The sequence below is a fragment of the Ensifer sp. GW823-FHT05D09 genome (genome assembly GCF_058795755.1).
Window position 1 is genome coordinate 187,460 of the sequence record NZ_JBXAIA010000006.1, and the last position, 14,061, is coordinate 201,520.

Here is a 14,061-nt window from a genome sequence, read left to right on the forward strand (position 1 = left end):
TGCGACATTTTCACGCAGCCTTTAGGTGATGTTTTCGACCTGACGATCGCCAGCTGGGTTGAGCGCTGAAAATGCGTCTTGAACACAGCTGTCATACCCTGGACTACCACTCCCTTTGTCCTGCGCGCAGTCACGCGCAAGAGCCGCTGCCGGTTGCGAGCAGCATGGCTCGAACCGAACCCATGCCCCTGTGTCAGTGGAAATTACGCCCCTTCGGCATGACGTCGGCAACCTCGGTCGCAACTGCCTGCTGATCGGCACCGGCGGCACGGCGGGCGGCCGCCAGGCGCAGGTCCTTCAGCACCTTTTTCTCCCTTGCGTCGGCCGTTGGCCGCAGCACCTCGTCGGCACGGTCGTTGGACCCGAAGTGCCGCGCTTCCTTGCGCAACAGTCCGAGCATCGGGGTCATGTCTTCGATATATTCCGCCACCACATGGATGACCTCGCTTTCGCGCTGAAGCCGGCCACGGATCTTGACCAGACGCGCACCCATGATCACCGGCCGATACTGATCGAAGACCTTCGGCCAGACGATGGCGTTGGCGACGCCGGTCTCGTCCTCGATCGTCATGAAGATGACACCCTTGGCCGAGCCCGGACGCTGGCGAACGAGCACCAGCCCGGCAACCGTCACTCTTCGGCCGACGGGTGCCGTGGCAAGAGCGCGGCTTTCGACCAGTCCCTGCGCCGCAAGCTCCGTCCGCAGGAAGGAAACGGGATGCGCCTTCAGCGAGAAGGAGAGATAGCGGTAGTCATTGATGACCTGCTCACCCTCCAGCATCACCGGCAGCGACACCGCCGGCTCCAGCTGGAACTCGTCCTGTGTCGCCTGCTCGAACAGCGGCAGCCGCTCGGCAGCACTTTTCTCGTCCAGCGCCTTGACCGCCCAAAGCGCGTTGCGGCGGTCGAGCCCGATCGAGCGGAAAGCATCCGCATCGGCAAGCTTTTCCAGCACGGAGCGCGGCAGTCCCGAACGCAGCCAGAGATCGCGAACCGAGATATAGCCGGCACCGCGATGGGCGACGAGCTTGTCGACGATCTCCTTCTCCCGAAGCCCCTTGACCTGATTGAACCCGAGGCGGATGGCCTTTTTCGTCAGGATCACATCCGCCATTTCTCGGTGCCGCGGCTCGATTGCCTTGTGGTCGAGAAGGCCCTGCTCAAGGTCCGCGTCCCAATCCGAATGATTGATATCGACCGGCAGCACCCGCACGCCATGTTCGCGCGCATCCCGCACCAATTGGGCGGGAGCGTAAAAGCCCATTGGCTGCGAGTTCAAAAGCGCCGCGCAGAAGACATCGGGATAATAGGTCTTCAACCAGCAAGAGACATAGACAAGCAGCGCGAAGGATGCGGCATGGCTTTCCGGGAAGCCGTATTCGCCAAAGCCCTCGATCTGTTTGAAGCAACGTTCGGCGAAGTCCCGGTCATAGCCATTGTCGACCATGCCTTCGACCATCCTTTGCTGGAAGGTGTGGATGGTGCCGGTCCGCTTGAAGGTCGCCATCGCCCGCCTGAGCTGATCGGCCTGCCCAGGCGTGAACTTCGCCGCGGTGATGGCGATCTGCATCGCCTGCTCCTGGAACAAGGGCACGCCCAGGGTCCGCTCCAGAACCGCTTCCAGTTCCTTGCTCGGATACTCGATCGGGATGTTGCGATCACGCTGCTCCCGACGCTTCAGATAGGGATGCACCATGTTGCCCTGGATCGGTCCCGGCCGCACGATCGCCACCTCGATGACGAGGTCATAGAAGATGCGGGGCCGAAGCCGCGGCAGCATGCTCATCTGCGCCCGGCTTTCGATCTGAAAGACGCCGATCGTATCGGCCCGGCAGATCATGTCGTAGACGGCCTTCTGATGATCCTTGTAGAGCGTATGCAGGTCCGTTTTCACGCCGTAATGCCGGTCGAGAAGCTTGAAGGCCCGGGCGATGCAGGTGAGCATGCCGAGCGCCAGAACGTCGATCTTCAGGATCTTCAGCGTATCGAGATCGTCCTTGTCCCATTCGATCATGTAGCGGTCGGGCATCGCCGTGTTCATGATCGGCACCACTTCGTCGAGCCGGTCGCGGGTGATGACGAAGCCGCCAACATGCTGGGAGAGATGGCGGGGGAAGCTCATCAGCTCGGTGGCATAGTCGAGCACCCGCACCGTCGTCGGATCCTTGACGTCGAGGCCGGCGGCCTTGGCCTCCCGCTCCGACAGGTCGGCGGCGGACCAGCCCCAGACCGAACCGGCAAGCGCCGACTGCACGTCCTCCGAAAAGCCGAAGGCCTTTGCCGTTTCGCGCCCGGCTGAGCGCGCCCGGTAGCTGATGACGGCGGCCGTCAGCCCCGCATGCTCCTTGCCGTAAGTCCGATAGATATGCTGGATGACCTCTTCCCGCTTCTCGTGCTCGAAATCGACGTCGATATCCGGCGGCTCGTCACGTTCGGTCGACAGGAAGCGGTCGAAGAGCAGGGTCGTCGACAGCGGATCGACTTCGGTGATGGAAAGGCAATAGCAGACGGTGGAATTCGCCGCCGACCCGCGCCCCTGGCAGAGAATGTCGACGCTTCGCGCATAGTCCATGATGTTGCGCACGGTCAGGAAATAGGGCTCGTAGCGCTTGCTGGCGATCAGATCGAGCTCGTATTCGATCTGGTTCGAGACCTTCTCGGGAATACCGCGGGGATAGCGTCGATGGGCGCCTTCCATCGTCAGTCGCCTGAGGGTCTCAGTCGTCGTTTCGCCGGCAAAGCTCTCGTCGGGATACTGATATTCGAGTTGCGCCAAGGTGAAATCCAACCGGCGGAAAAAATGCCCGGTATTGGTGATCGCTTCCGGGTAGTCGCGAAAGATGCGCGCCATTTCCCCCGACGGTTTCAGATGGCGTTCGGCATTGGCCTGAAGCCGGAACCCTGCCTGCGCCACCGTCACATGCTCGCGAATGGCGGTGACGATATCGGCGAGCGGCCGGCGCGCCGGCCCGTGGAACAGCGGGCTGTTGGTGGCAATCAGCCGCGTGCCCGCATTGCGCGCGATGGTGGCCAACCCGGCAAAGACCAGCTGGTCGAAACCATCATAGCGTGGCACCAGCGCCAGATAGAGCCGATCGGTGAACTGCGGCTTCAGCCGCTTCAGGAACGCCGAAAGCTTGTTGGCCTCCGGCGCACCGATCACCGGATCGGGCACGACGGCAAGAAGGAGATCCTCGCCCCATTCGACGAGATCAGCTTCATGAAGCGTGCAGGTGCCCTTTGTCGACCGGAGGTTTCCGGCACTCAGCATGCGGCAGAGATTGCCCCAGCCGCGGCGGTTGCGCGGATAGGCGAGCACATCCGGGATATCCTCGGCAAAAGAAAGCCGGGCGCCGGGCTGAAAGGAATACCCCTCCACCTTCGCCTGCGCATGGGCGCGCACCACGCCCGCCACCGTGTTGCGATCGGCGATCCCGAGGCCTGAGATCCCAAGCCGGCTGGCGGCAACGATCATTTCACCCGGATGCGACGCTCCTTCAAGAAAGGAGAAATTCGACCAGGCGCCGATCTCGAAATAGGGCGTCGTCATGCGAAGACCCCATGCATGAACCAGCGCGGCTGCGTCGGCCCGCCATAATGGCCTTCTCGAAACAGCCAGAAGCGCCGGCCTCTCTCATCCTCCACCCGGAAATAATCCCGCTCGGCCGCCTTTTCGCCATCGACCCACCATTCGGCCGCGATCCGTTCCGGGCCTTCGGCGCGCGCAATGCGGTGCAGGCTGCGCCGCCAGCGAAAGCTTCTGGGCGGCCCCTCCGGCACCTCGGCCACCGCTTCCACCGGTTCCGGACTTTGAAACAGCCGCTGCGGCCGAACGGAGGCCGCCAGAAGCGCCGCTGGAACAGCGCAGACGGCGGCCTCCAGGGTCTTCAGCATTCCCACATCCGCAAGCGGCTGAAACACCGCTGCACGCTCCGGCATATGGCTCTCGGACAACACGGGCACAAACAGGCTTTCCGCGCCCAGCCGCGCCATGACCCTGTCAGCAAAGGCAGCAAGCGGCCGCTCTCGATCCGGCGTGCCCGAAAAATCCTCCTGCATCACCTCGTATTTTTCGCTTCTGGGAACCGACAGCCGCAGGATCTCGAAGCCGAAACCGGCATCGAGATCGTCATGGACCGCCTGCAACCGCTCGCGGAAAAGGCCGGCGATGCGACCCGGTTCGATCAATGGCGAAGACGTTCCCGCAGCGATGCGAAAGACCCGGCCGTCGACACGAAAGAGCAGCAGCTCGAACAGCCGCCCGCCTTCACCACGCTTTTCCAATTCCGGCTTCAGCCGTGCCGCCAGCTCCTGCGTGAGAACAAAAATATCGTCCTCGCCCTGGACCGGCTCCGAAAGCCGGCGCTCGGCCGAGAGGCTGGCAACGGGAAGCCGCGGCGAAAGCGGCTCGTCTTCCAGCCCCATGGCCTGATCGAGGCGCAGGAGCAGCATGGATCCGAAGCGGCGGGCAAGCGGCGCCCGCGGCGCCTCGATGATGTCGCCGACCTGCTTGAGCCCGACCCGTCCGAGCGTTTCGATCATGTCGGCCGGAAGCCTGAGGGCCGCCATCGGCAGCGGCGAAAGCACGCGCGCGGCTTCCTCTGGAGCAATCACGCTTTGCGCGCCGAAGCGCGCCACGGCCCAGGAGAGCCCGGCTGAAGACGAGATCGCCGCACGGGCCTCGATGCCCAGATGAAAGAGCCGGGCCAGAAGATCGTCGAGAAGCGATTTCTCTCCGCCGAGAAGATGGGCGCAGCCGGTAATGTCGAGATAAAGGCCAGTTTCGCCGTCGAGCGCCACCAGCGGCGTATAGCGGCTGCACCAGTCCGCAAGCCCTTCGAGAAGGGCGCGATCCGCCGCCCGGTCAGACGGCAGCACATCGACCTCGGGACACATGGCCCGCGCCTCGGCAACGCCCTGGCCCAGCTGGAACCCTGATTTTTCGGCAAGGCCATCGAGCGCCACGAGGCGCATGGCATTCCTGACCCTATCGGCAAAGACGATGGGCGGATGCTCAGGACGCCCGCGGGAAAGCCAGGAGGTGCCCCATCGTGTCCGCGCCACCCGGTCGGCTGGAAGATGCGGAAAGTCGAGCGACAGAATGCGCTGGTTCTGGATCTGCCGCAGCAGCGACTGGTAGGGGTTCGACGGGGTAAAAGCGGCGGTCATGGGGGTTCCACTCCAGGAAGAGGCCGACGGGAGCAGGAGACCTGCTTTTTTCGGCAATGACGTGAAAGACAGGATGGCCGATGCTGCCGCAAAGCATCGAGCCGTCAGGGAGGGGGCGCTCGCGAGCGGGCGCCGGTTCGATATGAAGCCGGAAGAAGGCGCTGCTCGCCTCCTCGTGGCCGGACTGGCGCAGAAGCAGAAGCGGAATACGGCCGGCGCGGGCACGAACATGCAGGCGCCGGCTTTCACTCAAGGCCAACGAGGCGGGATTGCCGCGAATTTCCAGAATGACGGCACAGAAGGCCGAAACGGAAAGCGCCGTCTCGGCAATCCAGAGCGCGTCCTTCACTGTGCGCGGCAGGCTGAGGATCAGGCTTCGAATGTCGAGCCCATAAGCCTTGAGACCAAGACCATAGGGCAGGCCTGCCTCGGTCGAGGCCAGCGATTGGCTGATCCACAGAACGGGTGCCGCCGCATCGCCCTTTTGCTGGCGCGCCTGCTGACAGAGGGCACCAAGCGCGGTTGCAAACCCGGCAGCAGCGCCGGCATCGCGCGTCTCGGAACTGCGGATTTCCGTCATGCCTTCGAGCGGCAGCCCGCCCTCGAGGATAGCGTCGAGTTCGGGAATGCCGAGCGGCAGGACCTTGCGGCCGGAGGACTGGCTACCCTCTTGCCTGCACCGGAAGCCTGCTGGATCCGCCGCCTTGACCGTCTTCACGACCCCCGCAAGCCTGCGGTTCTCGATCCGGGCTATGGTTTCGCGAAGCGAAAGAACGGTCTCCCGCTGCACGGCGTTCTCGGCCATGACGGTCAACTCCCATATAAGATGTTCCTGTTATGTTCTTATAGATTCCAGAGCTGCCAGGAGGAGTCAACAGTCAAATTTAAGAATTTATTCCTTGGCCCTTGCATCAGGAATTCAACACTCGAAAAACAAAGGCAAAATCGCTATATGGAGGACAACAAGGAGTGCCTATGGCCCGCATTGACCAGACCGATGATTGGCGGGAACGCCATGCACCGACGCTCACGACATTCGAACAGCTTGCAGTGGAAGCCTATGGCCACCTGCCGCAGGAATTCCGCAAGCTGACGACCGACCTCATCATCGAGGTTGCCGATTTCCCCAGCGACGACGTCTTCGAGGACATGGCGCTGGAAACGCCGTTCGACCTGCTCGGCCTGTTCGAGGGGCGCGGCATCACCGAACGTTTCACCATGGAGACGGGCGAGTTTCCGAACCGGATCACGCTGTATCGCCGCCCGATCATCGATTACTGGGCGGAAAACGAGGAAACGCTGGGTGACATCATCACCCATGTGCTGATCCACGAGATCGGCCACCATTTTGGTCTTTCCGACGACGACATGGAGCGGATCGAGGCGAGCGTCGAGCACGTGGGCGGATAACGAACTCGCCTTCCTTCAAGCTTGCCCCTCATCCGGCCTGCCGGCCACCTTCTCCCCGCCAGCGGGGAGAAGGAACTTGCGGCACCCGCTCGCTTCTCTGAAATCCTCTCCGCAGAGGGACGACACCAAGTGACGACGGAGCTTTCGCCCGCGTCCCCTCTCCCGCTTGGCGAGGAGAGGGCTAGGGTGAGGGCCAAACGTGTCTGACGGCCCGCTTTACTGCTCCGACAGCTTGATGTCGGGATTATAATCCTTGCCTTCGACTTCCTTGAATACGGCCTGTCCGCATTGCATATGCTGCGTATCCGCATTGAAAGCATAGGTGGGCGAGCCGTGCAGGGACCAGCCCTGGTTCAGCGCCGCCGTCACCTTATGGCAGAAGGACGCATCGTCGGGGCCGGTGAGGAAGCGGTAAAGTTTCAAAATCTTGCCTTTCGTTTTTCAATCGTGTCCGCCTTGGCGGCGAGCTTCAGGGCCTGGTCGAGATGCAGCCGCTCGATCATCCGGCCATGAAGACTGATGACGCCCTTGTCGGCGTTCTCCGGCAGCGCAAAGACGGCGATGATGGCACGCGCCTCATCAACGGCGGCCTGCTCGACGCCGAAGCGCTCGTTGGCCGGACCGATCTGCAACGGATGGATCAGCATCTTGCCGTCATAGCCCATGTCGCGTCCCTGCCGGCACTCCTCGTCGAAACCGTCGGTGTCACGGAAATCGTTGAACACCGCATCGATGACGTCGAGGCCGCTGCCGCGGGCGGCAAGCAGGATCTGCATCAGCCAGGGGATCAGGTAAGGCCGGCCCGGCCGGTCGGGAACCCCGGTTTCCTTGCGCAGGTCGTTGAGGCCGACGACGAAACAATCGAGCCTGCCGCCGAAGGTGCGGCCGGTCTCGGCGATCGCGGGTGCATTGACGACGCCGCGCGGCGTCTCGATCATCGCCCAGAGACGCAAGCTCTCCGGCGCGTCGTTGTCCGCTAGCCAGTCGGCGGCGATCTGGATATCGGCAGGGCTTTCGACCTTGGGCAACAGGATCGCATCGGGCTTTGCCTGGAGAGCCGCCGCCAGATCCTGCTGGCCGAAACCCGATCCCAGCGCATTGATGCGGATGACGATCTCACAGTCCGGCCGGCTTTCGGTGAGATGGCGGACGAGTTCGTCGCGCGCCTCGGCCTTGCGCTCGGGCGCCACCGCATCCTCGAGATCGAAGATAGCGGCATCGGCGGCCAGTTGTGAAACCTTGGCGAGCGCGCGGACATTGTCTGCCGGTACGCAGAGCACCGAACGGCGCAGGCGAACGGGGTGATGTTCGATCGGTTTTGTCATGCGGCAGTTGTGCCCGCCTTTCATTTTTTCCGCAAGGCGAGGCGAACGGCCGCACCCCTCTTGCAAGCGGCGACAGCAACACCCACATCGGGACCAGAAAGGTGACGATCATGCAAAGCATACGTTCTGTTCTTTTTACGGCTGTAGCCATCACCATCACGCTGGCAGCCTTCGTGTTCACCGCGTCGCTTGCGCTCGCGCTCGCCGGCATCGCCGCCGTTGTCGCGATCGGCAGCGCCATTGCCGCCCGGCTGAACTTCAAGGCAGCCCGTGCAACGGCACGCCCGACCTCCGGCCCCGCCCCGCGCGAAATGCGCATCTGGAACGACGGCCGCGGCACGATCATCGATCTCTAGGGATCGCGGTCCCCCAATCGCTGCCCCCAAAGAGCGTTTCCGGCTTGGTTCAGGCCGAGGCACGGAAGCGCTCCAACTTGTTGCTTCTGCACATTCCTGACGGAAAATCGCTTCGCGATTGCTCGACGCGCCGAAGCGTTGTCCAGCGCGGCAGCTCACCCCCGTGCGACTTTTTTTTGCGATACCCCTGTCGGCAAGTCCCCTCTGCGTTCGTCCTTGGATCAGGCCAGCAAAGACCATGGCCAGGTTATCATTCCTCAATAGGAGCATGACATGGACAGCACGACGCAGAAAACAGACGCAAACCAGTTGCCGCAGGCCCTGAACGGGCTGGTACCCTATCTGCAGGTCGAAGGCGCCGCCAAGGCTGCGGAATTCTACAAGCGCGCCTTCGGCGCCAAGGAAGCCTATCGGCAACCGGTCGACGATCAGGGACGGACGATGCACATCCATCTCCACATCAACGGCAGTTCCCTGATGTTGAGCGACGCCTATCCGGAATACGGCCATCCCCTGGAAAAGCCGCAGGCCTTCAGCCTGATGCTGCCGGTCGACGACATCGACGCGTGGTGGAGCAAGGCGGTTGCCGCCGGCGCCGAAGTGGTGATGCCGATCGAGGTGATGTTCTGGGGCGATCGCTATGGGCAGTTGCGCGACCCCTTCGGCGTGCTCTGGGCGCTGAACGCACCGACGAAGGCAGGCTAAGCCAAGGCAGGCTAGGCTCAAGGCAGGTTGAAACCGGCACCAGAATCCGGCCGACGTCCGCCAAGCCGAGCGGCCAGGGCGCTCCAACGCAGACAACAACCGCTATGACCGCGGCCGGGTAGGTGATTTCACCCGCCCGGCAGCTGCCTTCAGGATAGATTTTCCTTCATTTCGGCACAAAACTGATCTAAACGCTTACGCAACATTTCGCTGAAATCGAAGGCCTGAAGTTATGGAAAAGTTCGTCAAGCTCACCGGCGTCGCCGCTCCCCTCCCCGTCGTCAACGTCGACACGGATATGATCATTCCGAAGGATTACCTGAAGACGATCAAGCGCACCGGCCTCGGCACCGGACTTTTCGCCGAAGCGCGCTACAACGAAGACGGCTCGGTCAACCCGGATTTCGTGCTCAACAAGCCCGCCTACCAGAACGCCAAGATCCTGGTCGCCGGCGACAACTTCGGCTGCGGTTCCTCGCGCGAGCATGCGCCGTGGGCGCTTCTCGACTTCGGCATCCGCTGCGTGATCTCGACCTCGTTTGCCGACATCTTCTACAACAACTGTTTCAAGAACGGCATCCTGCCGATCGTCGTCAGCCAGGAGAACCTCGACAAGCTGATGGACGACGCCTCGCGCGGCTCCAACGCCATCCTGTCGATCGACCTGGAATCCCAGGAAATCACCGGCCCGGACGGCGGCACTGTCAAGTTCGAGATCGATGCCTTCAAGCGCCACTGCCTGCTGAACGGCCTCGACGACATCGGCCTGACGCTGGAGAAGGCAACAGCCATCGACACCTTCGAAAAGTCGACTGCCGCCTCGCGCCCCTGGGCGTGAGCTGAAGGGATGACGCGCAAGCTCATCTCCTCCGGTTCACCCTTCGAGACGACGGCAGGCTATTCGCGTGCCGTCGCCAAGGGTGACTGGTGCTTTGTTTCCGGCACCACCGGCTACGACTACGCCACCATGACCATGCCGGAAACGGTGGAAGAGCAGGCACGCAATTGCCTGAAGACGATCGAGGGCGCGCTGAAGGAAGCGGGCTTCTCGCTCGCAGATGTCGTGCGCAACCACTACTACGTCACCGATGCCAGCTTCGCCGACCGGGTGTTTCCGATCTTCGGCGAGATGTTCGGCGACATCCGGCCAGCCGCCACCATGATCGTCTGCGATCTCATCCGACCGGAAATGCTGATCGAGATCGAGGTCACCGCCTTCCGCGGTTGACCTCTGGCGGGCTGCCGCCGGCACGGCATTGGCAGCCGCCCCGCTTATGCGCTACTGCAGAGGTAGGACGACGGGCTCTTGCCAGAGCCGTCGCCCGCATCCCCATGACCGGAAGAAGCCCCATGCAATTCGAAGGCACCGCCGACTATATCGCCGACAAGGACCTGATGATCGCGGTCAACGCCGCGATCCGGCTGGAACGGCCGCTGCTCGTCAAGGGCGAGCCCGGCACCGGCAAGACCGAACTTGCCCGCCAGATCGCCGCAGCCCTCGAGCTCGAGCTGATCGAGTGGAGCGTCAAGTCGACGACCAAGGCGCAGCAGGGGCTCTATGAATATGACGCCGTCTCGCGCCTGCGCGACAGCCAGCTCGGCGACGCGCGCGTCAACGACGTCAGGAACTACATTCGCAAGGGCAAGCTCTGGCAGGCTTTCGAGGCCGGAAAACGCGTCGTGCTTTTGATCGACGAGATCGACAAGGCCGACATCGAGTTTCCGAACGACCTGCTGCAGGAACTCGACCGCATGGAGTTCCACGTCTACGAGACCAACGAGATGATCCAGGCCCGCCAGCGGCCGATCGTCATCATCACCTCCAACAACGAGAAAGAGCTGCCGGACGCTTTCCTGCGCCGCTGCTTCTTCCACTATATCCGCTTTCCCGACGCCGACACGCTCGCCCGCATCGTCGAGGTGCACTATCCCGGCATCCGCAAGACCCTCCTTTCGGCCGCCCTTGCCGCCTTCTACGACATCCGCCAGGTGCCGGGACTGAAGAAGAAGCCTTCGACCTCCGAAGCGCTCGACTGGATCCGCCTGCTCGTCGCCGACGAGATCGATCCGGCCGACCTGCGCGCCGATCCGAAAACCATGCTGCCGAAGCTGCATGGTGCCCTGCTCAAGAACGAGCAGGACGTCCATCTCTTCGAACGCCTGGCCTTCATGGCGCGCCGCGACCAATGACACCCGACGCCCACAAGGTGCTGATCTACGCCACCTGGCGGGAGCAGCTGCTGGTCTTCAACGAGCCAGATTTTCCTGAAATCGACCTGCAGGTCCCGGGCGGCACGATGGAACCTGGCGAAAGCCCTGAGGTCGCGGCAGTCAGAGAGTTTGTCGAGGAGACAGGGTTGGCGCCGCCGGCATCACTGCTGCCGCTTGCAACGCAGGACTATCGCTTCACCAAGGATGGCCACCCGATCTGGCACCGCCGGCACTATTTCCATGCGCAGCTTTCCGGCGAACAAAAGGAAACCTGGCTGCACTTCGAAATGACGCCGGACGGCGGCGGCCCGCCGATCCGCTTTCGCTTCTTCTGGCTTGGTTTTGACGAGGCTGCGCCCCGGCTCGGCTATGGTATGCAAGACGCTCTGGACTTTTTGCTAGCCCAAAGCCTCAGCCCCTCTCCTCGGGTTTAACCCGAGGACTAACCCTCTGCCCGCCTGCCGGGGAGAAAGTGGCGGCAGCCGGATGAGGGGCCATTTAGCCGGCGAATCGTTTTTCATTGACCCCCGCGCCCTTGCCGCGCTATCAAATAATCCGTGGTGATTTGGCCGGCCGGCTTGCAGCCACGTTAAACAAATCGCTAAAGGGCCGAGGAAACGTGGATTTTCCGAGGACCGGTCGCGATCAATCGCCGCCGGTTTTTTTGTATTGATCGAGTGGAAGCCCCATGCCCATCAAGATACCCGATACGCTGCCCGCCTTCGAAACCCTCGCGACCGAGGGTGTGCGGGTGATGACCGAGACCGTGGCGATCCGTCAGGACATCCGCCCGCTCCAGATCGGGCTCCTCAACCTCATGCCCAACAAGGTCAAGACCGAGATCCAGATGGCGCGCCTCATTGGCGCCTCGCCGCTGCAGGTCGAGCTGTCGCTGATCCGCATCGGCGCGCACCGGGCAAAGAACACGTCGGAAGAACACCTGCTCGCCTTCTACGAGACCTGGGAAGAGGTGAAGGCCCGCAAGTTCGACGGCTTCATCATCACCGGCGCCCCCGTCGAAACGCTGGACTATGAGGACGTCACCTACTGGGACGAGCTGAAGCGTATCCTCGACTGGACGACGACCAACGTGCATTCGACGCTGAATGTCTGCTGGGGCGCGATGGCGGCGATCTATCATTTCCATGGCGTGCCGAAATATCCGCTGAAGGAGAAGGCCTTCGGCGTCTACCGCCACCAGAACCTGCAGCCCTCCTCCGTCTATCTCAACGGCTTCTCCGACGATTTCGCCGTGCCGGTGTCGCGCTGGACCGAAGTGCGCCGCGCCGACATCAATGGCGTGGCCGACCTAGAGATCCTGATGGAATCGAAGGAGATGGGCGTCTGCCTTGTACACGAGCAGAGGGGCAAGCGCCTCTACATGTTCAACCACGTGGAGTATGATTCCACGTCGCTGTCGGACGAATATTTCCGGGACGTGGACGCCGGCGTGCCGATCAAGATGCCGCACGACTACTTTCCGCACAATGATCCGACCCTGCCGCCACAGAACCGCTGGCGCAGCCACGCGCATCTGTTCTTCGGCAACTGGATCAACGAGATGTACCAGACAACGCCCTACGACATGGACCTGATCGGCCGGGGCGAAAGCTAGGGATCAGAGGCTGCGATGTTCATCCCCTTCTTCCTCGAATTGAAGGCTGCGAAGATCCCGGTGACACTCCGGGAATTCCTGTCCCTGATCGAGGGCATGGAGGCCGGCATCGCGACCTTCGATATCGAGGCGTTCTATTTTCTCGCGCGCACGGCGCTGGTGAAGGACGAGCGCCATATCGACCGCTTCGACGGCGTCTTTCGGCATTGTTTTTCCGGCCTCGTGGCCATCAATCCCCCTGATGAATTCGAACAGGCGGCCATTCCCGAGGAATGGCTGCGCAAGCTGGCCGAGAAGTACCTGACGGAAGAAGAAAAACGCCTGGTCGAGAGCCTCGGCGGTTTCGAAACGCTGATGGAGACCTTGCGCCAGCGGCTCAGCGAACAGGAGGGGCGTCACCAGGGCGGCTCCAAATGGATCGGCACCGCGGGCACCTCGCCCTTCGGCGCCTATGGCTATAACCCCGAAGGTATCAGGATCGGCCAGGACGGCTCGCGCCACCGTCGCGCCGTCAAGGTCTGGGACCGGCGCGAGTTCAAGGATTACGACGACACGGTCGAGCTCGGCACGCGCAACATCAAGGTGGCGCTCAAACGGCTCAGGCGCTGGGTGCGCCAGGGGGCGGCCGACGAACTCGACCTTTCCGGCACCATCCGCGCTACCGCCGAACACGGCTATCTCGATGTCGTGACGCGGCCGGAACGGCGCAACGCCGTCAAGCTCCTGATGTTCTTCGACGTCGGCGGCTCGATGGACGATCATATCCGCATCGTCGAGGAACTGTTTTCCGCCGCACGCGGCGAATTCCGCCATATGGAGCACTTCTACTTCCACAACTGCGTCTACGAAGGCCTGTGGAAGGACAATCGCCGCCGACGGGCCGACATCACCCGCACGACGGAGTTGCTGCGCACCTATGGCGGCGACTACCGTGCGATCTTCGTCGGCGACGCATCGATGAGCCCCTATGAGATCAGCCACCCTGGGGGCTCGGTCGAGCATTGGAACGACGAGGCCGGCGGGCTCTGGCTGTCGCGCATCGCCGCCCACTTTCCCCGTTCCATCTGGCTCAATCCGGTCCCCGAAATGCACTGGGGCCATACCCAGTCGATCGCCATGATCAGAGGCCTCTTCGCGGGCCGCATGTTTCCGTTGACGCTCAGCGGACTGCAGGACGCGACGAAACAACTATCGCGCTGAATCTACCGCAGAAAATCTCGATTTCCGGTTGCCGATCCCCAGGAAATGACGCAGGTTGCTTGCCGCAAGG

14 protein-coding genes and 1 riboswitch are annotated in these 14,061 nt (G+C 62.5%); of the genes, 9 read left to right on the plus strand and 5 right to left on the minus strand.

The features are described 5' to 3' along the window. Positions 1-193 precede the first annotated feature (193 nt). From AC1Q80_RS18650 to AC1Q80_RS18660, 3 genes are read right to left on the minus strand one after another with little or no spacing between them, the layout of a single operon-like run. Positions 194-3,550, minus strand: a complete 3,357-nt coding sequence (locus tag AC1Q80_RS18650; protein ID WP_492361424.1) for an error-prone DNA polymerase — start codon at positions 3,548-3,550, stop codon at positions 194-196. Next, complete coding sequence (locus tag AC1Q80_RS18655) at positions 3,547-5,064, minus strand: Y-family DNA polymerase (RefSeq protein WP_492361509.1); 1,518 nt, start codon at positions 5,062-5,064, stop codon at positions 3,547-3,549. Before AC1Q80_RS18655 ends, AC1Q80_RS18650 begins: the two co-directional genes overlap by 4 nt. Next, the gene (locus AC1Q80_RS18660) at positions 5,015-5,974 is read right to left on the minus strand and encodes an ImuA family protein (protein WP_492361425.1); all 960 of its coding nucleotides are present in this window, start codon (positions 5,972-5,974) and stop codon (positions 5,015-5,017) included. Before AC1Q80_RS18660 ends, AC1Q80_RS18655 begins: the two co-directional genes overlap by 50 nt. A gap of 170 nt (positions 5,975-6,144) precedes the next feature. On the opposite strand from AC1Q80_RS18660, the gene AC1Q80_RS18665 reads away from it, so the two are divergent. Continuing rightward, positions 6,145-6,579 carry a metallopeptidase family protein gene (locus tag AC1Q80_RS18665; protein ID WP_173418314.1) on the plus strand — a complete coding sequence of 145 codons (435 nt, stop codon included), beginning with the start codon at positions 6,145-6,147 and terminating at the stop codon, positions 6,577-6,579. A 216-nt stretch (positions 6,580-6,795) separates the two neighbouring features. Here the strand turns inward: AC1Q80_RS18665 and AC1Q80_RS18670 are convergent, their stop codons facing one another. Next, positions 6,796-7,002, minus strand: coding sequence for a DUF1737 domain-containing protein (locus tag AC1Q80_RS18670; RefSeq protein WP_173418315.1), 207 nt, complete (start codon positions 7,000-7,002; stop codon positions 6,796-6,798). Continuing rightward, complete coding sequence (locus AC1Q80_RS18675; RefSeq protein WP_492361426.1) at positions 6,999-7,904, minus strand: HpcH/HpaI aldolase/citrate lyase family protein; 906 nt, start codon at positions 7,902-7,904, stop codon at positions 6,999-7,001. The genes AC1Q80_RS18670 and AC1Q80_RS18675 overlap by 4 nt, the downstream gene beginning before the upstream one ends. A 110-nt stretch (positions 7,905-8,014) precedes the next feature. Here AC1Q80_RS18675 and AC1Q80_RS18680 point away from each other — a divergent pair, with 110 nt between their 5' ends. The 8 genes from AC1Q80_RS18680 to AC1Q80_RS18715 all read left to right on the plus strand — a co-directional run bounded on the left by AC1Q80_RS18680 (position 8,015) and on the right by AC1Q80_RS18715 (position 13,991). Continuing rightward, positions 8,015-8,260 (plus strand): hypothetical protein, encoded by a 246-nt coding sequence (locus tag AC1Q80_RS18680; protein ID WP_173418317.1) that lies wholly within the window; start codon positions 8,015-8,017, stop codon positions 8,258-8,260. 273 nt (positions 8,261-8,533) lie between these two features. Continuing rightward, the gene (locus tag AC1Q80_RS18685) at positions 8,534-8,965 is read left to right on the plus strand and encodes a VOC family protein (protein WP_173418318.1); all 432 of its coding nucleotides are present in this window, start codon (positions 8,534-8,536) and stop codon (positions 8,963-8,965) included. Positions 8,966-9,197: 232 nt separating this feature from the next. Then, a complete protein-coding gene (gene leuD / locus AC1Q80_RS18690; protein WP_173418319.1) occupies positions 9,198-9,803 on the plus strand; it encodes a 3-isopropylmalate dehydratase small subunit in 606 nt (201 codons plus the stop codon). Between the two features lie 9 nt (positions 9,804-9,812). Next, on the plus strand, positions 9,813-10,193 hold the full coding sequence (locus AC1Q80_RS18695) for a RidA family protein (RefSeq protein ID WP_492361427.1): 381 nt from the start codon (positions 9,813-9,815) through the stop codon (positions 10,191-10,193). A 122-nt stretch (positions 10,194-10,315) separates the two neighbouring features. Next, positions 10,316-11,155: an AAA family ATPase gene (locus tag AC1Q80_RS18700; RefSeq protein ID WP_173418321.1), complete on the plus strand. Its 840-nt coding sequence runs from the start codon at positions 10,316-10,318 to the stop codon at positions 11,153-11,155. Then, positions 11,152-11,610, plus strand: a complete 459-nt coding sequence (locus tag AC1Q80_RS18705; protein WP_492361428.1) for an NUDIX hydrolase — start codon at positions 11,152-11,154, stop codon at positions 11,608-11,610. Before AC1Q80_RS18700 ends, AC1Q80_RS18705 begins: the two co-directional genes overlap by 4 nt. Before the next feature lie 113 nt (positions 11,611-11,723). After that, a riboswitch (SAM riboswitch) is annotated at positions 11,724-11,801 on the plus strand. Positions 11,802-11,864: 63 nt separating this feature from the next. Beyond that, positions 11,865-12,791 (plus strand): homoserine O-acetyltransferase MetA, encoded by a 927-nt coding sequence (gene metA, locus AC1Q80_RS18710; protein ID WP_173418323.1) that lies wholly within the window; start codon positions 11,865-11,867, stop codon positions 12,789-12,791. A 15-nt stretch (positions 12,792-12,806) separates the two neighbouring features. Next, on the plus strand, positions 12,807-13,991 hold the full coding sequence (locus AC1Q80_RS18715; RefSeq protein WP_492361429.1) for a vWA domain-containing protein: 1,185 nt from the start codon (positions 12,807-12,809) through the stop codon (positions 13,989-13,991). The last annotated feature ends 70 nt before the right edge of the window (positions 13,992-14,061 follow it).